At 70.6% G+C, this 23,527-nt stretch carries 23 protein-coding genes and 3 pseudogenes; 18 read left to right on the forward strand and 8 right to left on the reverse strand.

The window, feature by feature from the left end; translation table 11 throughout:
* A pseudogene (locus AB0M39_RS36235) lies at nt 1-288 on the reverse strand (GNAT family N-acetyltransferase); the annotation flags it as partial.
* Nucleotides 289-451: 163 nt separating this feature from the next.
* The gene (locus tag AB0M39_RS36240) at nt 452-991 is read right to left on the reverse strand and encodes a B3/4 domain-containing protein (RefSeq protein ID WP_365371738.1); all 540 of its coding nucleotides are present in this window, start codon (nt 989-991) and stop codon (nt 452-454) included.
* Nucleotides 992-1,086: 95 nt separating this feature from the next.
* Between AB0M39_RS36240 and AB0M39_RS36245 the strand changes: the two are divergent.
* The 4 genes and pseudogenes from AB0M39_RS36245 to AB0M39_RS36260 form a co-directional block, all read left to right on the forward strand.
* A pseudogene (locus AB0M39_RS36245) lies at nt 1,087-1,953 on the forward strand (acetate--CoA ligase family protein); the annotation flags it as partial.
* 36 nt (nt 1,954-1,989) lie between these two features.
* The gene (locus AB0M39_RS36250) at nt 1,990-2,574 is read left to right on the forward strand and encodes a DUF5998 family protein (protein ID WP_365371685.1); all 585 of its coding nucleotides are present in this window, start codon (nt 1,990-1,992) and stop codon (nt 2,572-2,574) included.
* Nucleotides 2,574-3,818, forward strand: a complete 1,245-nt coding sequence (locus AB0M39_RS36255) for a nucleotide pyrophosphatase/phosphodiesterase family protein (protein WP_365371688.1) — start codon at nt 2,574-2,576, stop codon at nt 3,816-3,818. Before AB0M39_RS36250 ends, AB0M39_RS36255 begins: the two co-directional genes overlap by 1 nt.
* Nucleotides 3,819-3,891: 73 nt before the next feature.
* Nucleotides 3,892-4,554 carry a thymidine kinase gene (locus AB0M39_RS36260; protein WP_365371691.1) on the forward strand — a complete coding sequence of 221 codons (663 nt, stop codon included), beginning with the start codon at nt 3,892-3,894 and terminating at the stop codon, nt 4,552-4,554.
* A gap of 27 nt (nt 4,555-4,581) precedes the next feature.
* Here AB0M39_RS36260 and AB0M39_RS36265 read toward each other — a convergent pair whose 3' ends face one another.
* Nucleotides 4,582-5,370 (reverse strand): VOC family protein, encoded by a 789-nt coding sequence (locus tag AB0M39_RS36265; protein ID WP_365371693.1) that lies wholly within the window; start codon nt 5,368-5,370, stop codon nt 4,582-4,584.
* 229 nt (nt 5,371-5,599) lie between these two features.
* Here AB0M39_RS36265 and AB0M39_RS36270 point away from each other — a divergent pair, with 229 nt between their 5' ends.
* On the forward strand, nt 5,600-6,427 hold the full coding sequence (locus tag AB0M39_RS36270; RefSeq protein ID WP_365371696.1) for a sulfurtransferase: 828 nt from the start codon (nt 5,600-5,602) through the stop codon (nt 6,425-6,427).
* A 618-nt stretch (nt 6,428-7,045) separates the two neighbouring features.
* Here the strand turns inward: AB0M39_RS36270 and sepH are convergent.
* Complete coding sequence (gene sepH, locus AB0M39_RS36275) at nt 7,046-8,098, reverse strand: septation protein SepH (RefSeq protein WP_365371698.1); 1,053 nt, start codon at nt 8,096-8,098, stop codon at nt 7,046-7,048.
* A gap of 527 nt (nt 8,099-8,625) precedes the next feature.
* Between sepH and AB0M39_RS36280 the strand changes: the two genes are divergently transcribed.
* Nucleotides 8,626-9,441, forward strand: a complete 816-nt coding sequence (locus tag AB0M39_RS36280) for a hypothetical protein (protein ID WP_365371701.1) — start codon at nt 8,626-8,628, stop codon at nt 9,439-9,441.
* Nucleotides 9,442-9,447: 6 nt separating this feature from the next.
* On the opposite strand, the gene AB0M39_RS36285 is transcribed toward AB0M39_RS36280, so the two are convergent.
* The gene (locus AB0M39_RS36285; RefSeq protein WP_365371704.1) at nt 9,448-10,767 is read right to left on the reverse strand and encodes a D-arabinono-1,4-lactone oxidase; all 1,320 of its coding nucleotides are present in this window, start codon (nt 10,765-10,767) and stop codon (nt 9,448-9,450) included.
* Nucleotides 10,727-11,968: an MFS transporter gene (locus AB0M39_RS36290; RefSeq protein WP_365371706.1), complete on the reverse strand. Its 1,242-nt coding sequence runs from the start codon at nt 11,966-11,968 to the stop codon at nt 10,727-10,729. Before AB0M39_RS36290 ends, AB0M39_RS36285 begins: the two co-directional genes overlap by 41 nt.
* Nucleotides 11,969-12,074: 106 nt before the next feature.
* Between AB0M39_RS36290 and AB0M39_RS36295 the strand changes: the two genes are divergently transcribed.
* Both AB0M39_RS36295 and AB0M39_RS36300 read left to right on the forward strand, forming a co-directional pair.
* On the forward strand, nt 12,075-13,202 hold the full coding sequence (locus AB0M39_RS36295; protein WP_365371708.1) for a ferrochelatase: 1,128 nt from the start codon (nt 12,075-12,077) through the stop codon (nt 13,200-13,202).
* Between the two features lie 8 nt (nt 13,203-13,210).
* A complete protein-coding gene (locus tag AB0M39_RS36300; protein ID WP_365371710.1) occupies nt 13,211-14,011 on the forward strand; it encodes an inositol monophosphatase family protein in 801 nt (266 codons plus the stop codon).
* Between the two features lie 515 nt (nt 14,012-14,526).
* Here AB0M39_RS36300 and AB0M39_RS36305 read toward each other — a convergent pair.
* Nucleotides 14,527-14,694 (reverse strand): hypothetical protein, encoded by a 168-nt coding sequence (locus AB0M39_RS36305; protein WP_365371712.1) that lies wholly within the window; start codon nt 14,692-14,694, stop codon nt 14,527-14,529.
* Nucleotides 14,695-15,022: 328 nt separating this feature from the next.
* Here AB0M39_RS36305 and AB0M39_RS36310 point away from each other — a divergent pair, with 328 nt between their 5' ends.
* The 4 genes from AB0M39_RS36310 (at nt 15,023) to AB0M39_RS36325 (ending at nt 18,537) form a co-directional block, all read left to right on the forward strand.
* Nucleotides 15,023-15,676, forward strand: coding sequence for a response regulator transcription factor (locus tag AB0M39_RS36310; RefSeq protein WP_365371715.1), 654 nt, complete (start codon nt 15,023-15,025; stop codon nt 15,674-15,676).
* A gap of 4 nt (nt 15,677-15,680) precedes the next feature.
* Nucleotides 15,681-16,916, forward strand: coding sequence for a HAMP domain-containing sensor histidine kinase (locus AB0M39_RS36315; RefSeq protein ID WP_365371718.1), 1,236 nt, complete (start codon nt 15,681-15,683; stop codon nt 16,914-16,916).
* Nucleotides 16,917-17,310: 394 nt separating this feature from the next.
* Nucleotides 17,311-17,607 carry a DUF4193 domain-containing protein gene (locus AB0M39_RS36320; protein WP_142213239.1) on the forward strand — a complete coding sequence of 99 codons (297 nt, stop codon included), beginning with the start codon at nt 17,311-17,313 and terminating at the stop codon, nt 17,605-17,607.
* 12 nt (nt 17,608-17,619) lie between these two features.
* A complete protein-coding gene (locus AB0M39_RS36325) occupies nt 17,620-18,537 on the forward strand; it encodes a hypothetical protein (RefSeq protein ID WP_365371720.1) in 918 nt (305 codons plus the stop codon).
* Nucleotides 18,538-18,558: 21 nt separating this feature from the next.
* Here the strand turns inward: AB0M39_RS36325 and AB0M39_RS36330 are convergent, their stop codons facing one another.
* On the reverse strand, nt 18,559-19,017 hold the full coding sequence (locus tag AB0M39_RS36330; protein ID WP_365371723.1) for a DUF3093 domain-containing protein: 459 nt from the start codon (nt 19,015-19,017) through the stop codon (nt 18,559-18,561).
* 57 nt (nt 19,018-19,074) lie between these two features.
* Here AB0M39_RS36330 and AB0M39_RS36335 point away from each other — a divergent pair, with 57 nt between their 5' ends.
* From AB0M39_RS36335 to AB0M39_RS36360, 6 genes and pseudogenes are all read left to right on the forward strand, one after another.
* Nucleotides 19,075-19,701 carry a PaaI family thioesterase gene (locus AB0M39_RS36335; RefSeq protein ID WP_365371725.1) on the forward strand — a complete coding sequence of 209 codons (627 nt, stop codon included), beginning with the start codon at nt 19,075-19,077 and terminating at the stop codon, nt 19,699-19,701.
* Nucleotides 19,701-20,213, forward strand: a complete 513-nt coding sequence (gene dut, locus AB0M39_RS36340) for a dUTP diphosphatase (RefSeq protein WP_365371728.1) — start codon at nt 19,701-19,703, stop codon at nt 20,211-20,213. The genes AB0M39_RS36335 and dut overlap by 1 nt, the downstream gene beginning before the upstream one ends.
* 1 nt (nt 20,214) lies before the next feature.
* Nucleotides 20,215-20,997, forward strand: coding sequence for a DUF3710 domain-containing protein (locus tag AB0M39_RS36345; RefSeq protein ID WP_365371731.1), 783 nt, complete (start codon nt 20,215-20,217; stop codon nt 20,995-20,997).
* A 327-nt stretch (nt 20,998-21,324) separates the two neighbouring features.
* The gene (gene kdpF, locus AB0M39_RS36350; RefSeq protein ID WP_365371734.1) at nt 21,325-21,414 is read left to right on the forward strand and encodes a K(+)-transporting ATPase subunit F; all 90 of its coding nucleotides are present in this window, start codon (nt 21,325-21,327) and stop codon (nt 21,412-21,414) included.
* A gap of 6 nt (nt 21,415-21,420) precedes the next feature.
* Complete coding sequence (gene kdpA / locus AB0M39_RS36355; RefSeq protein WP_365371736.1) at nt 21,421-23,085, forward strand: potassium-transporting ATPase subunit KdpA; 1,665 nt, start codon at nt 21,421-21,423, stop codon at nt 23,083-23,085.
* Nucleotides 23,082-23,527, forward strand: a pseudogene (locus tag AB0M39_RS36360) (potassium-transporting ATPase subunit B); the annotation flags it as partial. The gene kdpA and the pseudogene AB0M39_RS36360, both read left to right, overlap by 4 nt.

The raw sequence follows: 23,527 nt of genomic DNA on the forward strand, positions 1-23,527 counted from the left end.
CAAAGCAATTCGATGAATGGTCACATAATCAAAATTTTGATTTGACCAAGCGCCGTCAGTAATTTGAGTATAAGCTGGTTCTTCACCTGTAATAATTGCACAATAACCGGTTATTTTATCATCAACTAACAAGACATAGGCCTGTTCTTTCGCAAAATCCTCTTCAATATCAAAAACTGCTGGATAAGCATTTTGCCATTGGTCACTCCCGGAATCAGCCAAAAAAGTTCTTGCTTCTTCAATAATTTTCATAATTGACAGCAAATCTTTCGGGCCTGCTTTTCTCATATAAATCATATAAAACCTCGGATTTTTTCCATTTTATCATAAAAATAATTAATGACAGAACCGTCAGATTTACTGACGGCTCTTTTTATTGACAGTATCATCAACTTTCCTATCAAATCTCTTATCTGTCAGTAAATCTAATTTTTTTAGATGTCACAAAACGCTAGTCTAAAGAAATTTCTGGATTTTCTTTAGTGACTAGGAGTACCTGTGCCGTTCCCCCTAAATATTTTTCACTCAATTCAGCTAATTTTTGAGTTGCAGCATCTAGAACTTCACCGCGTTCAGGGTCAACAGATTCAATAATCAAAAAAGCATTTTTGGTTTGTTCTGTCAGCATCGTTCTTTGACCATCACGCCAATTCCATGAGCGACAAACTGCCCCTTCATCATCAAGATAGCAGATTTCACCAGGCAAAGCATTATCAGCTTCATCATCACCCAAAGCCAAGAAATGTTCGCCACCAACAGCTTTTGTCAAACGTAGATTTCCTGCAAAAGTATCAATATCCTCACCACCAGCAGGTAGCCCATAGTTCAAGCTAATACTATTGTAAATATCAACCAAAGGATTAATCGAACCCACAGCTTTACCTTTATCTACTCGTTTAAGCAGATTTTCAATCGAACTTCTAGCCCCTTTTTTTGTTTTAAATTTTTGATAAGCCTTGCGCCAAATCGCCGCAGACGCCCCCGCCTTCAGGACCGCCCACCCGGCCGCCCGCGCCGACGCTGTCCCCGGTGTCCGCCGCCGACCGCTACGCGGCCCCCGCCCCCGCCGCCGCCCCGCACGAGTCCCGCATCCCCGCCTACCCCGCCGCCGAGCGGGCCGTGCGCGCGCTGTCCGAGGCCGTGCGGTACGCGCAGTGGCGGCGCCAGGCCGCCGATCCCGGCAAGGTGCCCCAGTACGAGGACATCGACGAGTCCGGCGCCGCCGCCCAGATCGACCGCCTGATCGGCGAGGAGACCGACCCCCGCGGCGTCACCCTCGACTCCGCCGCCGCCCTTGAGCTCCTCGGCCGGTACGGCGTGCCCGTGCGCCCCACGCTGCCCGCGCCCAGCGCCGACGCCGCCGTCGAGGCGGCCGCCCGCCTCGGCTATCCCGTGGCGCTCAAGACCACCGCCCCGCATCTGCGCCACCGCGCCGACCTCGGCGGCGTACGGCTGGACCTGGCCAACGAGCCGCAACTGCGGAGGGCGTACGCGGAACTGGCCGAGACGCTCGGCAAGCCCGAGGAGCTCCAGCCCGTCGTCCAGGCGATGGCCCCGCGCGGAGTCGACACCGTCGTACGCGCAGCCATCGACCCAGCGGTCGGCGCGGTGCTCTCCTTCGGGCTGGCCGGCGCGGCCTCCGAGCTCCTCGGCGACACCGCCCACCGGCTCGTCCCGGTCACCGACCGGGACGCCGCCGAGCTGATCAGAACGATCCGGACCGCGCCGCTCCTCTTCGGCTGGCGTGGCTCCGCGCCCGTCGACGCCCCGGCGCTGGAGGAACTCCTCCTACGGGTGTCGCGACTGGTCGACGATCATCCGGAAGTGGTCGCCGTCAGCCTTGAGCCGGTCGTCGTCGCTCAGCGTGGGCTCTCGGTGCTCGGCGCGTCCGTACGGCTCGCGCCGCCCCCCGCCCGCACGGACCTCGGACCCCGACGACTCCCCAGCTACTGAGCGCTCGCCGTCCCAGGGCCCCGTAGGATGGACCGCATGGCGAAGACCGGTACGACGACCCAGGGGCTGCGCGCGGCGATCGAGCGCAGCGGCTACTACCCGGCCCTCGTGGCCGAGGCGGTGGAGGCCGCCGTCGGAGGCGAGCAGATCGCGTCGTACCTGGTCCATCAGGAGACCACCTTCGACGCCAACGAGGTGCGCCGCCATGTCACCGTCCTCGTGCTGACGGCCAACCGCTTCATCGTGAGCCACACCGACGAGCAGGCCGCCGACTCCAGCTCCCCGACGCCGTACGCCACGACCTCGACCGAATCGGTCAAGCTCGGCCGGATCTCGTCGGTCGTGGTCAGCCGCGTCGTGGCGAACCCGGAGTCGTACACCCCCGGCACCCTGCCCCGCGAGGTCGTCCTGACCATCGGCTGGGGCGCCGTCTCCCGGCTCGACCTGGAGCCCGCCGCCTGCGGCGACCCGAACTGCGACGCGGACCACGGCTACACCGGCAACTCCACCGCCGACGACCTCAGCCTGCGCGTCAGCGAGGCCGGCGACGGGCCGGACGCGGTCCGCCAGACCCTCGCCTTCGCCCAGGCGCTCTCCGAAGCCACGGCAGCCACGCGCTGATGGCTCAGCCCTCGCTCTGGCCGGACGAACCCCTTCCCTCCGCTCCCTCCGCAGGGCACGCGGGCTGGGGGTACCCCCCGCTCGACGCCCTCGCCGTCGACTCCGCGCCCGTCCCCGCGTACGGCAGCGGCTCGCTCGCCGATCTTCTGCCGACGCTGGTCGCGGGCCAGGGCGTGCCGGGGTTCGAGCAGAGCATCCCCGAGCTCGCCCCCGCCGACCGGAACTGCGTCTTCCTGATCGACGGCCTGGGCTGGGAGCAGATCAAGGCCCACCCGGACGAGGCGCCCTATCTGACCTCCCTGCTCGGCTCCTCGCGCGGCGGAACGGGACGTCCGATCACCGCCGGCTTCCCGGCGACCACCGCCACCTCGCTGGCCTCCGTCGGCACCGGCCTGCCGCCGGGCGCGCACGGCCTGCCCGGCTACACCGCGCGCAACCCCGACACCGGCGAGCTGATGAACCAGCTGCGCTGGCGGCCCTACACCGATCCGCACGTCTGGCAGCCCTACCCCACGGTCTTCGAGCTCGCCGACCGGGCGGGCGTGCACACCGCCCAGGTCTCCTCGCCGGCCTTCCAGCACACCCCGCTCACCAAGATCGCTCTGAGTGGCGGAACGTTTCACGGGCGGCTCTCCGGCGAGGAGCGGATGGACCTCGCCGCCGAGCAACTCACGGCGGGCGACCGGTCGCTGGTCTACACGTACTACAGCGACGTCGACGGCAAGGGCCACCGCTTCGGCGTCGACTCCGACGCCTGGCGCGGCCAGCTGATGTACGTCGACCGGCTGGTCCAGCGCCTCGCCGAGCAACTCCCGCCCCGCGCCGCCCTGTACGTCACCGCAGACCACGGCATGATCGACATCCCCTTCGACGAGCAGTCGCGCATCGACTTCGACGAGGACTGGGAGCTGCGCGCCGGAGTCGCCCTGCTGGGCGGCGAGGGCCGCGCGCGCCATGTCTACGCCGTGCCCGGCGCCGCGTCCGACGTGCTGGCGGTCTGGCGCGAGGTGCTCGGCGAGCAGTTCTGGATCGCGAGCCGCGACGAGGCGATAGCGGCGGGCTGGTTCGGCGCGCACGTCGACGAGCGGGTCCACGGCCGCATCGGCGACGTCGTCGCCGCGGCCCACGCGGACGTCGTGATCACCGCGTCCGTCAACGAGCCGAACGAGTCGGCCATGGTCGGCATGCACGGCTCGATGACCCCCGTGGAACAGCTCGTACCGCTCCTCGAAGTACGCTCATAGCCCTGCGTACGCTCGTCGCCCCGCTCGTCCCGCCCCCGCGCCCGCACAGACCCCGAAAGGTCCGCAACTTCTCATGCCCGAGCTGGTGTTCTTCTCCGGAACGATGGACTGCGGAAAGAGCACCCTCGCTCTTCAGATCGAGCACAACCGGTCCGCGCGCGGACTGCAGGGCATGATCTTCACGCGCGACGACCGGGCCGGCGAGGGCAAGCTCTCCTCGCGGCTCGGCCTGGTGACCGACGCCATCGAGGCCGCGGAGGGCTTCGACTTCTACGCGTACCTCGTCGGGCACCTCTCCAAGGGCGGCCGCTGCGACTATGTGATCGCGGACGAGGCGCAGTTCCTGGCGCCCGAGCAGATCGACCAGCTCGCCCGGGTCGTCGACGACCTGGAGCTGGACGTCTTCGCGTTCGGCATCACCACCGACTTCCGCTCCAAGCTCTTCCCCGGCTCCCAGCGGCTGGTGGAGCTGGCCGACCGGGTCGAGGTGCTCCAGGTCGAGGCGCTGTGCTGGTGCGGCGCGCGGGCCACGCACAACGCCCGTACGGTGGGCGGGGAGATGGTCGTCGAGGGCGCGCAGGTCGTCGTCGGCGACGTCAACCAGTCGCCGGACGAGATCGGCTACGAGGTGCTGTGCCGACGCCACCACCGGCGGCGGATGACGGCCGCCAGCGCCCGCGCGGCCGCCCTCTCGCCCGATGTGCTGCCGGTGGAGGTCGCCGGGCTCGGCTCGTGAGCCGCGGCGCCCCCGCGTCCGTGCGCCTCAGTTCAGCGAAGGCCGGCGCTCGGCCGATCGTACGATCGTGAACAGCGCGCCCTCCGGGTCGGCGACGGTGGCGCGCCGGCCGCTTGGCCCCTGACTCGGCGGCTGGATCACCTGCCCGCCGAGAGAGGCGACGTGCCGGGCGGCCTGGTCGGTGTCCTCGACCTCGAAGGAGGTCATCCAGTGCGGGCCCCTCTCGCGCGGCAGCGCGTTGCCGACGCCGTGGAGGGCCGCCACCGGGCGGCCTTCGAGGCGCAGGGTCACATAGTCGAGGTCGGCGGAGACGACGGCTTCCACGTCGTAGCCGAAGACCGCCTGGTAGAACTTGCCGACCGACGAGGTCTCGCGGGCGATGAGCTCGTTCCAGACGGGCGTGCCGTGGGCGCCCTGAACGGCGATGCCGCGACGGCCCGCGGCCTGCCAGGCGCCGAGCACCGCGCCCACCGGATCGGACCCGATGACCATGCGGCCGGCCTCCCCGGCGTCCAGCGGGCCGACGCCGACCGTGCCGCCGCAGCACCTGATCGCCTCGGCGGTCGCGTCCGCGTCGTCGGTCGCCATGTACGGCGTCCAGGCGATCGGCAGATGCCGGTCGACCGGGAGCCGGCCGATGCCGGCGACCTCCTTGCCGTCGAGCAGCGCGCGGACGTACGGACCGAGCTGCTGCGGGCCAGGGGCGAACTCCCAGCCGAACAGCTCTCCGTAGAAGTCCTGGGTCGCGTCAAGGCCGTGCACCATCAAGCTCACCCAGCAGGGCGTGCCCGGTACGTGCCGAGTCGCCTCGGTCATCGTCACTCTCTCCTCGGACCATTCGTGGTGGCCGTGCGGGGGGACCGGGTGCGCGCTCGTCGTGCGGTACGGCCGTGCACCCCGTGCAGATGCTTGCACCACCAGGCCGTCGGCGCGCCCGGACCGCGCCGGATTTGGCGTGTTCCTGCGGGTGGATGCCCGTTTTAGCATTTGACGTCCGGTTGGCGGGCGTTCCGGCGCGGCCGGTCACTGCGCGAGGATGGGGAGCATGAAGCCCATCATCTCTGCCAGTGAACTCGCCAGCGAGCTGACCGCGAGCCGCCCCCTGGTCCTGCTGGACGTCCGCTACCAGCTCGGCGCGCCGCACGGGCGGCCCGACTACGAGGCCGGCCACATCCCGGGAGCGGTCTTCGTCGACCTGGAGGCGGAACTGGCCGGCCCGCCCGGAGCGGGCGGCCGCCATCCGCTGCCCGACGTCGAGGAGTTCGGCGCGGCGATGCGCCGCGCCGGCGTCTCGGCCGACTCGTCGGTCGTCGCCTACGACGGCGGCCTGGGGTGGGCGTCGGCCCGGGCGTGGTGGATGCTGCGCTGGGCCGGACACGAGGACGTACGGGTCCTGGACGGGGGCCTCGCGGCGTGGAGCGGGCCCCTTGAGACGGAGGTCCCCTCCCCGAAGGAGGGCGACTTCGTCCCCGCGCCCGGCGCGCTCCCCCTCCTCGACGCGGCGGGCGCGGCGGCCCAGGCCCGCGAGGGCCTGCTCCTGGACGCGCGGGCGGCGGAGCGCTACCGCGGCGAGGTGGAGCCGATCGACCCGGTGGCGGGCCACATCCCGGGAGCGGTGTCGGCCCCGACGGCGGAGAACGTCGACAAGGAGGGGGCGTACCTCCCGGTGGAGACGCTGACGGAGCGTTTCACGGCCCTGGGCGCGGCCAAGTCGGCCCCGGTGGGCGTCTACTGCGGCTCGGGCGTCTCGGCGGCCCAGCAGGCGGTGGCCCTGGCCCTGGCGGGCTTCACCCCGGCGCTCTACGCGGGCTCCTGGTCGGAGTGGTGCGCGGACCCGGCCCGACCGGTGGCGACGGGCGCGGAACGGGGCTAAGGGCCTCTCGCCGTCCGGCGCGGCCGCGGATCTCGGCGGCGCCGGGCGGGGTGCGGCCACGGGCCGGAGGGACCGACCAAGGACCCTCCGCTCGGCCTGGGCCCGTTGTGGTCTGCTCCGGCCTACGGCCGAGGGTGCGGGGCCGCGCCCAGGTGTCGCGTGGCTGTGCGGAAGGCGTGGCGGCCGCAGGGTCCGGCTGCGCTGACGCGTGTGACGGGCCGGCCTCTGGCCCGGAGGTCTGCTCGTGCCTACGGCCGCGGGTGCTACGACATGACGACGTGTCGTGCGGCCGTGCGGAGGGCGTGACGGTCCGTGAGGTCCGGCTGTGCTGCCGGGCGTGACGGTTGCTCCGGCCTTCGGCAGCGGGCGCAGCGACTGCGCGCCGCAGGGCCGCGCGTGGCGTGATGGTCCAGAGGCCCCCGGCTGTGCTGGCGGGGGAGCGACGGTTGGCCGCTGGCTGGATGCTCCGGCCTTCGATTCGGCTATGCCGACGGGCGCAACAGATGACCCTCGGCGGCGCGCGTACAGCGACAACGCGCCCCACCGGCCGACCGCATCGCACGACCACCCGGAGAGTCCCCGCCCCCACATCCCGGCGGGCGGCGGGGAAGTCCCCTTCTAGTCCTGCTTCTTGCGGCGCGTTCCGAACACGATCTCGTCCCAGCTCGGGACCGCCGCCCTGCGGCCCGGGCGGACGCCGTCCGCCTCCGCCTGGCGGTCCGTCGTGCCCGTGAGGCGGTCGCGGTGGCCCGCCACCGAGCGCGGCATCAGCACGTCCGCGTACGCCGAGCCCGCTCCCGCCGACGCCGCCGGCGCGACCGGCTCCTCCTCCGGCTCCGGCTCGGCGGCCGGCTCCGTCTGCGGCTGCTCCGGTGCCGCCGGGCGCTCGGGAACGACCATGTCGCCCCTGAAGCTCGGCACCGCCTCCAGCAGGCTTGTCAGCGAGTCCCCGCTCTCCTCCGGCTCCGACTGCGCCATGGGCGCGGGCCGGTCGAGCGGCCTGTCCCTCGGCAGCCGTGCGATGCGCGGTACGAAGGGGAAGCTCGGCTCCTGCGTCGCGATCGTGTCGTCGGTCTCGCCGATCAGCGCCCGCGCCTCGTCGTCGACCGCCTGCACGAGGCGCCGCGGCGGGTCGTAGGTCCAGCTCGCCGAGTGGGGCTCGCCCGCCACCCGGTAGACGAGCAGCACCTCCCAGGTGCCGTCGTCCCGGCGCCAGGAGTCCCACTGCACGGTGTCCTTCTCGGCGCCGCGCAGCGTCAGCCGCTCCTGCACGGCCTCGCCGAGCTGCGGGCCGGTGTTCTCGCCGGGCCGTCGTACGGGAGTCTTCCTGGCGCGCTCCGCCATGAACGCGCGCTCCGCCAGCACCGGACCCTCGAAGCGCCGCACCCGGTCCACCGGAATGCCCGCGAGCTGCGCGACCTCCTCCGCGGAGGCGCCTGCGCGTATACGCGCCTGGATGTCACGGGGGCGGAGGTGGCTCTCCACCTCGATCTCGATCTGGCCGAGCCTGGCGCGGTCGTTGCGCACGGCAGCGCGCAGCCGCTCGTCGATCGGAAGCGTGTACTCCGTGCTGTCCGCAGCCTTGAGCACCAGTCGTGTGCCGTCGTTGGAGACGGCCACGACACGCAGTTCGGGCATGGGGACCTCCCGGGTGGTGCCTGCCGACGTCACGTGCGTCGCTGCTTCCGCTAGTCGAGTGTGGCCTGCCCGGGTGCAGCCTGCCACAACCTTGCCGAGTTGCCCGGCGTGTCGGGCACAGGCCCTGGATCGCCGTTATGGCACGGTTACCTGTTTGCCACTCTGAGTGACTGTTGGTCACTCTGTGCACCGGGTACCCGTGCGGTACCGCGGCGCCGCCGGATCGAGCGCCGCATTCGGCCCCCTACCTGGGGTCCAGACACCCGAAAGGGAGGTTGGGCCCAGGGCTCGCCACAGTACTCCATTCGGGCCATCGGGGTAGACCGCCGCGCCGCCCAACTTCACGGCGGCAACAGGGGTTGAGGGCTCCGTCGCAGGTGACCGCGTGTCTTGCTTCACAGAACCGGCAGAAACGGAACTATTCCCTTCGCTCAAATGTCCCTACTTGGTGCACGTACGGACAGAAGGGCAAGCAGGGGCTGGAGATGCAACAGAAGCGGGACAACGACACAGATCTGAAGGAAACGCGCGAAAGGAGGCTGGATCTCAGCCTTCCTCAGGTGGCCGGCAGCGCACTGGCCGCTGTCGCTGCGGCCGTGCTCGCCTCCAGACTCGGCGTCTACGGAACGATCGTCGGGGCCGGCGTCGTCAGCATCGTCGCCACCTGCGGCGGATCGGTCTTCCAGCACTTCTTCAGCCGCACCGGCGAGCAGATCCGCGAGGTCGCGGCGCCGGTGAGGCCGAAGGGGCGTCCCGCCGCGCCGCCGCCCGCCGCCGACGCGCCGCGGATGCTCCGACGCGGGCCGTACGAAGGGGAGTTCGGCGCGGAGTTCGGCAAGTCGTCGAGCGGGCAGTCGAGCGGGCGGTTGAGCGGCCAGTTGAGGGGCGAGTTCGGCGACGCCACCACCCATGGAACGCGGGTGCGGGGATGGAAGCGCTCCGTGCTCGCCACCGCCGTCGTCTTCGGCGTGGCCATGATCGGCATCACCGGGTACGAACTCGCCTCGGGCGCCGAGCTCGGCGGCGGCAAGGGCACGACCCTCAGCTCGGTCGTCCGCGGGGGCGGCGGCGAGAAGTCCGATGCGCCCAGCGACCGTTCGCCTGCCCCGGACGACGACGGGCGCCAGAGCGGGGAGTCCGAGCGGAGCGAGGACCCCGAGGCCCCGAGCCCCGGCGGCGTACCGCCTGAGGATCCGGACGCCGGGAAGGGCGACGGCGACGGTCCCGCCGAACCGGCCCCGGACCCGAGCACTTCCGGGTCCACCGGCGGCGACCCGGATCCCAGCCCGCCGCCGGCCCCGACTCCCACGCCTACGCCGACGGCCACGACGCCTTCCGGCGCTCAGAGCCCCGGCGCCCCGACGCCCGGCGGGTGAGCGCCCTCAGTCGCCGAGCACCCGCCGCAGATAGTCGTTGCCGAACAGCCGGTCCGGGTCCAGCCGGTCCCGCAGCGCCGTGAACTCGCCGAACCGCGGATACGCCTCGGCGAGGTAACCGGCGTCCCGGGTGTGCACCTTGCCCCAGTGCGGCCGGCCGCCGTGCGCCGTCATGATCCGCTCCACCGCGGTGAAGTACGAGCGGTACGCCGTGCCCCGGTACATGTGCACGGCGATGTACGCGCTCTCGCGCCCCGACGCCGTCGAGAGCGCGATGTCGTCCGCCGGCGCCGTGCGCACCTCCACCGGGAAGCTGATCCGCAGCGGCGAGCGCTCGATCATCGCCTTGACCTCGCGCAGCGCGGCGACCGCGGCCTCACGCGGCAGCGCGTACTCCATCTCTATGAACCGCACACGACGCGGCGAGGTGAAGACCTTGTACGGGATGTCGGTGTACATACGGGCGGACAGCGCCCGGCTGGAGAGCTTCGCGATCGCCGGTATCGTCGCGGGGACTGTCCTGCCGAGCGAACAGACCAGCTGGAACACGCCGTTGGAGAGCAGCTCGTCCTCGATCCAGCCGCTGAGCTGCCCGGGCGGGGCGGGCGGGCCCGCGCTGCGGTTGTTGCGCTTGGTGTTGCAGCTGCCCGTGTGCGGGAACCAGTAGAACTCGAAGTGCTCGTTCTCCGCGTGCAGGGCGTCGAACTCCGCGGTGACCCGGTCGAAGGCCATCGGCTCCTCGCGGGCCGTCAGCAGGAAGAGCGGCTCCACGGCGAAGGTGATCGCGGTGACCACGCCGAGCGCGCCGAGGCCGATCCGGGCGGCCGCGAAGACCTCGGGATTCTCCTTCTCCGAGCAGGTCATCAGCGATCCGTCCGCGGTGACCAGCTCGAGCGCCCTGATCTGCGCGGCGATCGAGGCCGAGTCGCGGCCCGTGCCATGGGTGCCGGTCGAGGTCGCGCCGGCGACCGTCTGGTCCATGATGTCGCCCATGTTCGTGAGCGACAGGCCCTCACGGGCGAGGGCCGCGTTCAGCCGCTTGAGCGGCGTGCCCGCCTCGACCGTCACGGTCATCCCCGTACGGTCGATCTCCCGGATGCCGGTGAGCAGATCGGGACGGATCAGCACGCCGTCGGTGGCGGCCACGGCGGTGAAGGAGTGGCCCGTGCCGACGGCCTTCACCTTCAGCCCGTCCTGAGCGGCCTGGCGCACGGCGTCGGCGAGCTCGGCCGGCGAGGCGGGGGAGACCTCCCGCGCCGGGCGGGAGCCGACGTTGCCCGCCCAGTTACGCCACGTGCCGCGCCCCGTCTTCGTAGTCCCGCTCACGCTTCCCCTCCCGCGTCGGCGCCGGCCTGCGCAGCCGGCGGTAGCCGAGGAACGCCGTCACGGCCGCGAGCGCTCCCGCCGAGACGGGCACGGCGTACCCCGCCGCCGCTCCGTGCGCGTCGACGACCCAGCCCGATGCCGACGCGCCGAGCGCCACGCCGACCGCGAGCCCGGTACCGGTCCAGGTCATGCCCTCGGTCAGCTTGGTGCGCGGTACGTGCGCTTCGACGAGAGCCATAGTGGTCACCATCGTCGGTGCGATGGCCAGACCCGCGACGAAGAGCGCCACGGCCAGGAACGGCAGGTTCCCGGCCAGTTGGAGGGGGATCATACTCACGGCCATCGCACACACACCCAGCAGCCACCTGCGCGAAGGCTCGCTCTTGAGGTGGAGCAGCCCGAAGACCGCGCCCGCGAGGCAGGAGCCGAGCGCGTACACCGCGAGCACCAGGCTCGCCGCGCTCTTGTGGCCCTGCTCCTCGGCGAAGGCCACCGTGACGACGTCCACGCCGCCGAAGATCGCGCCGATCGCGACGAAGGCCGCCACCAGCACCTGGAGCCCCGGCGAGCGCAGCGCCGACTCGCCGGTGTGCTCCTCGCGCGGATGCGGCACCGGCTCGGTGCCGCGCTGCGAGGTGAGCCAGAAGACGCCGGCGACCAGGAACGCGCCGGCCAGCAGCGGTCCCGCCTCCGGGAACCAGGCGGTGGACAGGCCGATGGAGACGATCGGGCCGACGATGAAGCAGACCTCGTCGGCGATGGACTCATAGGCGTACGCGGTGTGCAGCTGGCGCGGCGAGCCCTCATAGATGGCGGCCCAGCGGGCCCGGGTCATCGCGCCGACGCTCGGCACGCAACCGGCGCACGCGGTGAACGCGAACAGCGCCCAGTCCGGGGCCTCTTGCTGGGCGCTGATCAGCAGGCCCGAGACGGCCGCCATGGAGACCATGGTGGCCGGGCGCAGCACGCGCCGCTGGCCGTGCCGGTCGACCAGCCGGGATATCTGGGGGCCGAGGACGGCCGCCGACAGGGCGAGGGTCGCGGCGAGCGCGCCGGCCAGGCCGTACCGCCCGGTCAGCTGGGAGATCATCGTGACGATGCCGATGCCCATCATGGACAGCGGCATCCTGCCGAGCATTCCGGCGGCGGAGAACGCGACCGTGCCGGGGACGGCGAAGATCGCGCGGTAGGGACTGGGCAAGGAGGCGCTCCGTAAGGAATGTAGTGGCCGGTACAGCTTACGGGTTAGGTAACCCTTACCGCATCGCGGTTTCTCTGCTGTCAGAGGCGGGTGGCAGGATCGGCTCATGGCCGAACAACTCGATCCCGCTCCCTACGACGCCCTGCTGCTGCTGTCGTTCGGCGGCCCTGAGGGCCCGGACGACGTCGTCCCGTTCCTGGAGAACGTGACGCGGGGGCGCGGCATCCCCAGGGAAAGGCTCAAGGAGGTGGGGCAGCACTACTTCCTGTTCGGCGGAGTCAGCCCCATCAACGACCAGAACCGCGCGCTGCTGGACGCCCTGCACAAGGACTTCGCGGAGCACGGCCTCGACCTGCCGGTCTACTGGGGCAACCGCAACTGGGCCCCCTATCTCGCCGACGTCCTGCGCGAGATGGTCACCGACGGCCGCCGCCATGTCGCGGTGCTGGCCACCAGCGCGTACGCCTCGTACTCCGGCTGCCGTCAGTACCGCGAGAACCTCGCCGACGCGCTCGCCGCCCTGGAGGCCGAGGGCCTTCCGCTGCCGCGCGTCGACAAGCTGCGGCACTACTTCAACCACCCGGGCTTCGTACGCCCCGTGGTCGACGGCGTGCTCGCCTCGCTGGCCGACCTCCCTCAGGAGGTCCGCGCGGACGCCCGGCTGGCGTTCACCACGCACTCCATCCCGGACGCCGCCGCCGACAGCTCGGGCCCGGCCTGGGAGCACGGCCAGGGCGGGGCGTACGTCCGCCAGCACCTGGACGTCGCCGCGCTGGTCGCCGACGCCGTGCGCGAGGAGACCGGCGTCGAGCACGCCTGGGAGCTCGTCTACCAGTCCCGCAGCGGCGCCCCGCACATCCCGTGGCTGGAGCCGGACATCTGCGACCACCTGGAGGCGCAGCACGCCGCCGGCGCCCGCGCGGTCGTCATGGTCCCCATCGGCTTCGTCTCGGACCACATGGAAGTCCTGTACGACCTCGACACCGAGGCGACCGCCAAGGCCGCCGAGCTCAGACTGCCGGTCCGGCGCTCCGCGACCGTCGGCGCGGACCCGCGGTTCGCCGCCGCCGTACGCGAACTGCTCCTGGAGCGCGCCCGGGCGGAGCGCGGCCTCCCCGTCGAGCGCTGCGCGCTGGGCGCGCTCGGCCCGAGCCACGACCTCTGCCCCATCGGCTGCTGCCCGGCCCGCGCCGAGCGGCCCGCGGCCGCGGGCGCCGACAGTCCTTACGCCTAGGAGCCCGGATGACCGACCCTCTGCTGAACGAGCTGCTCTCCCTCGCCCTGGCGGCGGCCCACCGGGCCGGGGCGCTGCTGCGCGACGGCCGCCCGGACGACCTGGCCGTCGCGGCGACCAAGTCCAGCCCCATCGACGTCGTCACCGAGATGGACATCGCCGCTGAGAAGCTGATCACCGTCTATCTGGCCGAGCACCGCCCCGACGACGGCTTCCTCGGCGAGGAGGGGGCGTCCACCGAGGGCACCAGCGGCGTCCGCTGGGTCATCGACCCGCTCGACGGCACCGTCAACTACCTCTACGGGCTGCCCACCTGGGCCGTCTCCATCGCCGCCGAGAAGGACGGCGAGACGGTGGTCGGGGTGGTCGAGGCGCCGATGCGCCGCGAGACGTACCACGCGGTGGCGGGCGGCGGCGCGTTCGCCGGCGAGAAGCCGCTGCGATGCCGCCCCGCGCCCCCGCTGGACCAGGCCCTGGTCTCCACCGGCTTCAACTACGTCGCGTCCGTCCGCTCCCACCAGGCGGACGTCGCCCAGAGGCTGATCCCGCGGCTGCGGGACATCCGCCGCAGCGGCTCGGCCGCCGTCGACCTGTGCGACGTGGCCGCCGGCCGGCTGGACGGCTACTACGAACGCGGCCTCAACCCCTGGGACCTCGCGGCGGGCGACCTGATCGCCCGCGAGGCGGGCGCGCTCACCGGCGGCCGCCCGGGGGAGCGGCCGTCGTACGAGCTGGCGGTGGCGGCGTCTGACGGCGTCTTCGAGCCGCTGCAGACGCTCCTCGAGGATTTCGGCGCCTGGCACGACTGACGGTACGGCGGAATCGGGGCGCTGGCACGGCTGACGGTGGCGGACCCGCGGGGCTTGCACGACTGATCGAGGCACCTGGGCTGCGCCCGGCACCGACGGGCCGAGGTGCCTGGCACAGCTGAAGACGGCGGACCCGGGCGCTGGCACGGCTAACGGCGGCGGACCCGAGGCGCTGGCGCGAGTGACGACGGCCGACCCCCGAGGCGCTTGCACGACTGAGCGCGGCGCCCGGGCCGCGCCCGGCACTGACTGACCGAGCGCCTGGGGCGGACGCCCGGTTCCGGGCGTCCGCCCAGAGCCGCACCGGGTGCCCCGGACCGGCACCGGGCGCCCCGGAAACCAAGACCGGGCGCGCACGGAAACCGCCACCGACCCGGCGAGGCGTCCGGGACGCCGGGCACCGGGTGCCGGGCGTCCCGGAAACCCGTACAGCGCGCCCCCGCAGACAACGCAGGAGGGCCCGGCGCCGAACAGCGGCGCCGGGCCCTCCCGTGTCCGTCTCGCGCGGTCCGCTGCTAGGCGGCCGACACGTGCACGCCGTGCTCAGCGGCCAGGCGGTGCAGGTCGTCCAGCTCTGCCTGCTCGACATCCGCAAGGAAGTCGTCGCCCGACTCGCGAGCCGCCGTGAGGTCGGTCTCCGCGGCCTTTATGCGCTGCATGAGTCCTGCGGTGAATGCGTCCATGGTGCGCCCCCTCGTCGTGGGTCGGTGGCACGGGGGTGTGCCGACGGCGGGTGTTGTGATCACTCCTGAAACAGGTCGTGGTGCGCCACATACAAGGCGTGATCGGGGTGTGCAGGCGTCCTTCCCAAGGCCCTCCACTGAGAAACCTCAACCAGCCCGGGATTCAGATGAATTCCCGGCCGCCCCGGCAGCACGCCTCAGCGGCCCCAGCCGTCCTGGTCCGCCTTACAGCCGGTTTACTCGCGTAACAGGCAGGATGGACGCGCACAGTCAGTGCCACATACCTGCCCTGATCACTTCTGACGGGCCCAGCGGAAGGAAATCCGACGTGCGCGTACTCGTCGTCGAGGACGAGCAGCTGCTCGCCGATGCGGTGGCCACCGGACTGCGCCGGGAGGCCATGGCCGTCGACGTCGTGTACGACGGTGCGGCCGCTCTGGAGCGTATCGGGGTCAACGACTATGACGTGGTCGTGCTGGACCGCGACCTTCCGCTCGTCCACGGCGACGACGTATGCCGCAAGATCGTCGAGCTGGGCATGGCCACGCGCGTGCTGATGCTGACCGCCTCCGGCGACGTCAGCGACCGTGTGGAGGGCCTCGAGCTCGGCGCGGACGACTACCTCCCCAAGCCCTTCGCGTTCAGCGAGCTCACCGCCCGGGTGCGGGCGCTGGGCCGGCGTACGACCGTGCCGCTGCCGCCCGTCCTGGAGCGTGCCGGCATCAAGCTCGACCCCAACCGCCGCGAGGTCTTCCGCGAGGGCAGGGAGATCCAGCTCGCGCCCAAGGAGTTCGCCGTCCTGGAGGTCCTGATGCGCAGCGAGGGCGCGGTCGTCTCGGCCGAGCAGCTCCTGGAGAAGGCCTGGGACGAGAACACCGACCCCTTCACCAACGTCGTGCGCGTGACGGTGATGACGCTGCGCCGCAAGCTCGGCGAGCCGCCGGTGATCGTCACCGTGCCGGGCTCCGGCTATCGGATCTGACCCGGTGGCCGCCGCCCCGGCGCCGCCCGCTGCGCCCCCTAAACCGACCTGGGACCCCCGCGACCCGGTCCGCCCCTGGCTCCGTCCGACCATCCGGATACGGCTCACGCTGCTCTACGGCGGGATGTTCCTGATCGCGGGCATCCTGCTGCTGTCGATCATCTATCTGCTCACCGCGCAGGCCCTCCAGGTCCGCGTCGGCGATCTGCCCTTCAAGATCGTCGAGGGCAAGGTGCAGCCCACCACCGAGTGGTGCCAGCTGCCCGAGCGCGGCACCGGCGAGCAGTTCAACCAGGCCGTGGCCGGCTGTCTGCAGTACCAGCGCGAGATGGCCCTGGACGACCTCCTGCAGCGCTCGCTCTTCGCGCTGCTCGGCCTCAGCGTCATCGCCTTCGCGTTCGGCTACGCCATGGCGGGGCGGGTGCTCTCCCCGCTCGGGCGGATCACCCGCACCGCCCGCCGGGTGGCCGGCTCCGACCTGTCGCGCCGCATCGAGCTGGACGGCCCGGACGACGAGCTCAAGGAGCTGTCCGACACCTTCGACGAGATGCTGGACCGACTGGAGCGGGCCTTCACCGCCCAGCAGCGGTTCGTCGCGAACGCCTCCCACGAGCTGCGCACGCCCCTCGCCATCAACCGCACGCTGCTGGAGGTCCACCTCTCCGACCCAGGAGCGCCAGTGGAGCTCCAGCAGCTCGGCAAGACCCTGCTGGCCACCAACGAGCGCAGCGAGCAGCTGGTGGAGGGCCTGCTGCTGCTCGCCCGCAGCGACAACCAGATCGTCGAGCGCAAGCCCGTGGACCTGGCCGAGGTCGCCGCCCGCGCCGTCGACCAGGCCAGGGGCGAGGCCGAGACGAAGGGCGTGGAGATCCGCGGCGAGCGGACCCCCGCCATGGTGCAGGGCAACGGCGTCCTGCTGGAGCGGATCGCCCTGAACCTGGTCCAGAACGCCGTCCGCTACAACATTCCGGAAGGAGGCTGGGTTGAGGTGACCACGCAGACCCAGCAGGGCAACGCGCTGCTGGTGGTCTCGAACACGGGACCAGTGGTTCCCGCGTACGAGGTCGACAACCTCTTCGAGCCGTTCAGAAGGCTCAGGCAGGAGCGCACAGGGAGCGACAAGGGCGTCGGCCTGGGCCTTTCGATCGCCCGCTCGGTTGCGCGAGCGCACGGAGGCCGTATCATCGCGGAGCCTCGTGAGGGAGGCGGGCTCGTGATGCGCGTCACCCTCCCGGTCTGAGATGCTGACCGATGCGAAACATTTCGTTCGCTTTGCGCGGAATTTTCGGGACCCGTGCCCGAGAGGTCCGTGTGGGATCGATCACAAAGGCGGATTTCAGGCCATCTACTCTCCGTGATCAAGACTCTTGCCGGAAAGCCGGGAAAAGTCCGGGTTTTCAGGTACCGAGATCACGGGAAGTACACGGGGTGGCGCTCGTGTAGTGCGACATTCGGACCGTGTACGGTCCCGATCGCCATCCAACTCGATCACTCCTGAGGGATCCGGTTGGGTGTCGATTGAGTAACAGACCTTGATGTGAGGCAAAATCTCCGCCTCGGGTCGGGCACAAGTCCGGCCTCTCACGCGTTACGTGCGCTGGAGACACCGCAGACACCCAGAGGGGGAGAGCGACATGGCAACGGACTACGACACCCCACGCAAGACCGACGACGACGTCGATTCGGACAGCCTTGAGGAACTGAAGGCCCGCCGGAACGACAAGACCACCTCGTCCGTCGACGTCGACGAATTCGAGCAGGCCGAGGGTCTGGAGCTGCCCGGAGCAGACCTCTCCAACGAAGAGCTGAGCGTTCGCGTGCTGCCCAGGCAGGCGGATGAGTTCACCTGCATGAGCTGCTTCCTGGTGCACCACAGGAGCCAGCTGGCGCGCGAGAAGAACGGTCAGCCGATCTGCCGCGACTGCGACTGAGATCGCTCGGCCGTGGCAGGCGACACACCGTCCAGGAAGCGGCGTTTTCGGCGTCAGAAGCCGTCGGAGGAGCACTGGGGCGGTACGGGCTCGGCAGCAGACGCAAGCGCGTCTGCCGAGCACACAGCCGCCCTGCTGCCCTACGGCGCAGGTGATGACGGAGAGCGGGGCCAGCCGGCCTCGCTCGCACGATCCGGTCAGGCGGGGTCCCCGACCAGGGCCTCACGCCTGGCCGCCGTCCGGCACCAGATCCGCAGAAGCCGCGAGGGCGCCCGGGCGGCGCTCGCGTACGTGGCGGAGCGGATCATCGAGAACGCTCCCCGCGTTCCCGTGCGCGACTTGGCGGCCCTGCGCCGGCAGTTTCCCGGCCTGGGCCCCGAGCAGCTCGCGGACAAGCTGATCGCGGGCGCCTCGATGGCCACCTCCACGGTCGGCGCGGGCATCGGCGCAGCCGCGATGCTGCCCGTGCCGCCCGCGATGCCGGCCGAGCTGGCGACGGAGATCGTCGGCGTCGCGGCGATCGAGCTGAAGCTCGTCGCCGAGCTCCACGAGGTCTACGGCATCCGGCCGCCTGGCAACCTCAAGGACCGCTCCACCGCGTATCTGACGTCCTGGACGGACGAGCGCGGCATCGACGTGACCAAGCCGTCGACGATCAACGCAGCCCTCGGCGGCCACCTCAGGCGCGAGCTGCGACAGCAGATCATGAAGCGCACCGTGCGCAACCTGCCGAGCCTGATGCCCTTCATGGTCGGCGCGGCGGTCGGCGCGATGATGAACCGCAGGGACACCAGGAAGCTCGCGGAGCGCATCCGCAGGGATCTGCGCGCCCGCCAGGTCCCCTGGGACGCCCTGCCGGCGCTCCCGCCGCTGGAGCAGCCCAAGGACCCCCTGCACACGGACGTCACCCGCGGCGAGCTCGACTTCTGAAGCGCGGACCGGCCGCCGGCCCTAGGTCCCGCTGAGCGACGTCAGCGCGGCGGACAGCGCCTTCGGGTCGCGCGTCGACAGATAGACGTACGGCGTCGGGTCCGCAGGATCCGTCACCTCGATCCGCACCGCCGTCGGGATATAGCTGCGCAGGAGCATGAAGGCGCGCGGATCGGCCTTGTACGAGCGCCAGGCGCGCGCCTCCTCCGGGTCCAGTGCCTCCGGCGCTCCCAGCGCCGACACCGGGATCCGGGCGTCGCCCGCGACCAGCGAGCCGGCCACCACGCGAATGCGCGCGGAGCCGTACGCGCTCACCGCGGCCGCGGCCAGCGCGGACGCCGCGATCAGGCCGCCGAGCATCGGCAGTGTGCCCAGCGGCAGCAGGATGAGCCCGCCGGAGAGCCCCACCAGGGCGGTGATGAGCCACCAGGAGCGGGGCGCGGTCAGGCGTTCTGCGTACTGCGGGGCGGAAGGCTGCATGGCTCCAGCTTGGCACGGTGCGACCGTCGGGTAGCCGCGCGGGTAAGGTCTGCGCCTGTGAGTACTGCGAACTCCCGGGGGGAGACCCCGGGCCCCCGACCCGCAGCCAGGGCCGCGGCGCTGACCCCTCCGGCGGACGCCATACCGCCCGTACGGCACCCGGACGCCCCAGCTCCCGGCGAGCTCCTCGGCGCGCACTACGAGTACTGCTTCGGCTGCGGCGGCGGACAGCCCCACGGGCTGCACCTGGAGGCGCGGGCCGGCGACGGCGTGAGCCTGAGCGCCGAGTTCACCGTGGCCGCCGCCCACCAGGGCGCCCCGGGCCTCGCCCACGGCGGAGTGCTCGCCACCGCGCTCGACGAGACCCTAGGGTCGCTGAACTGGCTGCTGCGGGTGATCGCGGTGACCGGCCGCCTGGAGACCGACTTCGTACGGCCCGTGCCCGTCGGCACCGTGCTGCATCTGCAGGCCGAGGTCACCGCCGTCGCCGGACGCAAGATCTACTCCTCCGCCGTCGGCCGGATCGGCGGCCCAGACGGGCCCGTCGCCGTCCGCGCCGACGCGTTGTTCATCGAGGTCAAAGTCGACCACTTCATCGACAACGGCCGCCCGGAGGAGATCCAGGCAGCCATGGCCGACCCCGACCAGATCAGGCGCGCCCGCGCCTTCGAGGTGAACCCCTGATGCGCAATCCCGTCGACGTGCTGATCCGCCGCGTGGACCCGCAGGCCCCGCTCCCCGCCTACTCGCACCCCGGCGACGCCGGAGCGGACCTGGTGACCACCGAGGCCGCGGAGCTCGCCCCTGGTGAGCGGGTCGTACTGCCCACCGGAGTGGCCATCGCCCTCCCCGACGGCTACGCGGCCTTCGTGCACCCGCGATCGGGCCTCGCAGCCCGCTGCGGAGTAGCTCTCGTGAATGCCCCGGGGACGGTGGATGCCGGGTACCGTGGGGAGATCAAGGTGATCGTGGTCAATCTCGACCCGCGCGAGACCGTGCGGTTCGAGAGGTTCGACCGGATTGCCCAACTGGTCGTCCAGCAGGTCGAGAAGGTGCGCTTCCACGAGGTGGCGGAGCTTCCCGGCTCGGCGCGGGCCGAGGGGGGCTTCGGGTCCACCGGCGGTCATGCCGCTGTGGACGGCGCTACGGGTGGGAATCGATACGCTTCGGTCGTATCCGACCGGGAAGGACAGTGACGTGTTCGGACGTCGCAAGAAGAGTGGTTCCGCCGAGGACGCGGCGGACGCAGCGGGCGAGGCCGAGCAGGTCGTCGACGAGCGCGACACAAGCTACGCGGCCGACGCGGACGAGGACTCGCCCCGCCGCGCGAACCTGCCTCCGGCGCCCCGGCCCGACGGCCCCTGGGACGTCTCCGAGGTCTCCAAGGCCGGCGAGGGCCGGGTCGACCTGGGCGGCCTGTTCGTGCCCGGAGTCGAGGGCATGGAGCTGCGCGTCGAGGTAGCCGGCGACGCGATCGTCGCGGCCACCGTGGTGCTGCGCGACAGCGCCGTACAGCTTCAGGCCTTCGCGGCGCCCAAGAAGGAAGGCATCTGGGGCGAGGTCCGCGAGGAGATCGCCACGGGCATCACCCAGCAGGGCGGCGTCATCGACGAGGTCGAGGGCCCGCTGGGCTGGGAGCTGCGGGCCCAGGTGCCCGTGCAGCTGCCGGACGGCACCGGCGGCGTGCAGCTCGTGCGCTTCATCGGCGTCGACGGGCCGCGCTGGTTCCTGCGCGGAGTGATCTCCGGCCAGGGCGCGGTGCAGCCGGAGGCCGCGGGTCTGCTGGAGCAGATCTTCCGCGACACCGTCGTCGTACGGGGCGAGGGCCCGATGGCCCCGCGCGACCCGATCGTGCTCAAGCTGCCCGAGGACGCGCAGATGGTCCCCGAGGGCGTCCAGCAGGAGGAGCAGGAGGGCTCCCGGTTCTCCGGGGGCATGGGCCAGCTCCAGCGCGGACCTGAGATCACCGAGGTGCGCTGACCAGCAGGCGCCGCGGTGCCTGCGCCCCCGGCCGCGAACAGGCCGGAAAACGATGAGGCCGGTGGGCCGCACTCCCTGACGGGGAGTGCGGCCCACCGGCCTTTTCCGCAGGTCGGGGGCGGGCCGTAAGAGAGCCGTCAAGGGCGGGGCGTCGGCCGTATGGGAGCCGTCAACGGCGGCCGAAACCGTGCTGTCAGGAGGTTTCCTCATCTGGTCCGAGAATCCGTATCTCATCTAGGAGCACACGATGGCCGACGTGGCCTTCGTCGTCGTCACGATCGCGGTCTTCGCGCTGGTGGCTCTCGTCGCCAAGGGGGTGGCGAAGCTGTGACTGTCGAGAACATCGTCGGTCTCGTTGTGGCCGTCGCTCTGCTGGGCTATCTCGTCCTGGCTCTCCTCTACCCGGAGAGGTTCTGAGATCAGATGAGTCCTGTTGTTGCTGGTGTGCTCCAGCTGCTGGCCCTGGTGGCCGCGCTCGCACTGGTCTACCGTCCGCTGGGCGACTACATGGCCCGGGTCTACTCCTCCGAGAAGCATCTGCGGGTCGAGAGGTGGATCTATAAGGCGATCGGCGCGAACCCGGACACGGAGATGCGCTGGCCGGCCTATCTGCGCGGGGTGCTGGCGTTCTCGGCGGTGGGCGTGCTGTTCCTGTATCTGCTGCAGCGGGTGCAGGGGTCGCTGCCCGGGTCGCTGGGGTTCGCGTCGATCGACCCGGACCAGGCGTTCAACACGGCCGCCTCGTTCGTGGCGAACACGAACTGGCAGTCGTACTACGGCGAGCAGGCCATGGGCCATGTGGTGCAGACCGGCGGTCTGGCGGTGCAGAACTTCGTGTCGGCGGCGGTGGGCATCGCGGTCGCGGTGGCGCTGGTGCGGGGCTTCGCCCGGTCGCGGACGGGCGAGCTGGGCAACTTCTGGTCGGACCTGGTGCGGGGCACGGTGCGGGTCCTGCTGCCGATCTCGGTGGTCGGGGCGATCGTGCTGGTGGCGTGCGGGGCGATCCAGAACTTCGCGGGGATCCATGAGGTCGGCCAGTTCATGGGCGGCGCGCAGGAGTGGAACGGCGGCGCGGTGGCCTCGCAGGAGGTCATCAAGGAGCTGGGCACGAACGGCGGCGGCTACTTCAACGCCAACTCGGCCCACCCCTTCGAGAACCCGAGCCCGGTCTCGAACCTGTTCGAGGTCTTCTTGATCCTGGTGATCCCGTTCGCGTTGACGCGCACGTTCGGCCGGATGGTCGGCTCGCTCAGGCAGGGGTACGCGATCCTGGCGACGATGGGCGCGATCTGGGTCGGGTTCACGGCGTTGATGATGTGGACGGAGTTCGCGCACGGCGGTCCGGCGTTCGACCTGGCGGGCGGGGCGATGGAGGGCAAGGAGACCCGGTTCGGGGTCGGCGGCTCGTCGATCTTCGCGGTGGCCACCACGCTGACCTCGACGGGCGCGGTGAACTCGTTCCACTCCTCGTTCACCGGGTTCGGCGGCGGCATCACGATGCTGGGGATGCAGTTGGGCGAGATCGCGCCCGGCGGGGTGGGCTCGGGCCTGTACGGGATGCTGGTGATGGCGGTCATCGCGGTGTTCATCGCGGGTCTGATGGTCGGCCGGACCCCGGAGTACCTGGGCAAGAAGATCGGCACCCGCGAGATCAAGTTCGCGGCCTGCTACATCCTGGTGACCCCGGCGCTGGTGCTGGGCTTCACGGCGGCCTCGTTCGCCCTGGACACCCCGGCGGACTCGATGACGAACTCCGGCGCGCACGGGTTCTCGGAGATCCTGTACGCGTTCACGTCGGGGGCGAACAACAACGGGTCGGCGTTCGCGGGTCTGAACGCGGACACGCAGTGGTTCAACTCGACGATCGGCATCGCGATGCTGCTGGGCCGGTTCCTGCCGATGGTGTTCGTGCTGGCGCTGGCGGGGTCGCTGGCGGAGCAGAAGCCGGTTCCCGAGACGGCGGGCACGCTGCGGACGGAGAAGCCGCTGTTCACCGGCCTGCTGGTCGGCACGATCATGATTATCACCGGTCTGACCTACTTCCCGGCCCTCGCGCTGGGCCCGCTCGCCGAAGGGCTGGCGTCATGACCATCGACGTAGAGAAGCAGGACGCCATGTCCACCACTGTCACTCCCACTGGGACGAAGGCGCCGCACGGCGACCTGTCCGCCGGGCACAAGCCGGCCGGGCGGGTCGGCGGGGGCTTGTTCGACCCGAAGCAGCTGGTCAAGTCCTTCCCGGACGCCCTGCGCAAGCTCGATCCGCGGGTGATGGTCAAGTCGCCGGTCATGTTCGTGGTGCTGGTCGGCTCGGTGGTCACCACGGTGCTGGCGCTCAAGGACCCGGGCGACTGGTTCGGCTGGGCGATCACGGCCTGGCTGTGGCTGACCACGGTCTTCGCGAACCTGGCGGAGGCGGTGGCCGAGGGCCGGGGGAAGGCGCAGGCCGACACTCTGCGCAAGGCCAAGACCGACACCGTCGCCCGCCGCCTGGTCGGCGAGGACGAGGAGCAGGTCCCGGGCGCCGAGCT

It is taken from the genome of Streptomyces sp. NPDC051907, from assembly GCF_040681075.1.
In the GTDB taxonomy this organism is placed as follows: domain Bacteria; phylum Actinomycetota; class Actinomycetes; order Streptomycetales; family Streptomycetaceae; genus Streptomyces.

Bases quoted from the DNA above. Each gene is read 5' to 3' on its own strand.
- AB0M39_RS36250 (WP_365371685.1), top strand. From the start codon at position 1,990: ATGGCGAAGACCGGTACGACGACCCAGGGGCTGCGCGCGGCGATCGAG.
- AB0M39_RS36295 (WP_365371708.1), top strand. From the start codon at position 12,075: ATGGCCGAACAACTCGATCCCGCTCCCTACGACGCCCTGCTGCTGCTG.
- AB0M39_RS36255 (WP_365371688.1), top strand. From the start codon at position 2,574: ATGGCTCAGCCCTCGCTCTGGCCGGACGAACCCCTTCCCTCCGCTCCC.
- AB0M39_RS36320 (WP_142213239.1), top strand. From the start codon at position 17,311: ATGGCAACGGACTACGACACCCCACGCAAGACCGACGACGACGTCGAT.
- AB0M39_RS36265 (WP_365371693.1), bottom strand. From the start codon at position 5,370: ATGACCGAGGCGACTCGGCACGTACCGGGCACGCCCTGCTGGGTGAGC.
- dut (WP_365371728.1), top strand. From the start codon at position 19,701: ATGCGCAATCCCGTCGACGTGCTGATCCGCCGCGTGGACCCGCAGGCC.
- AB0M39_RS36300 (WP_365371710.1), top strand. From the start codon at position 13,211: ATGACCGACCCTCTGCTGAACGAGCTGCTCTCCCTCGCCCTGGCGGCG.
- AB0M39_RS36330 (WP_365371723.1), bottom strand. From the start codon at position 19,017: ATGCAGCCTTCCGCCCCGCAGTACGCAGAACGCCTGACCGCGCCCCGC.
- AB0M39_RS36305 (WP_365371712.1), bottom strand. From the start codon at position 14,694: ATGGACGCATTCACCGCAGGACTCATGCAGCGCATAAAGGCCGCGGAG.
- AB0M39_RS36260 (WP_365371691.1), top strand. From the start codon at position 3,892: ATGCCCGAGCTGGTGTTCTTCTCCGGAACGATGGACTGCGGAAAGAGC.
- AB0M39_RS36270 (WP_365371696.1), top strand. From the start codon at position 5,600: ATGAAGCCCATCATCTCTGCCAGTGAACTCGCCAGCGAGCTGACCGCG.
- kdpA (WP_365371736.1), top strand. From the start codon at position 21,421: ATGAGTCCTGTTGTTGCTGGTGTGCTCCAGCTGCTGGCCCTGGTGGCC.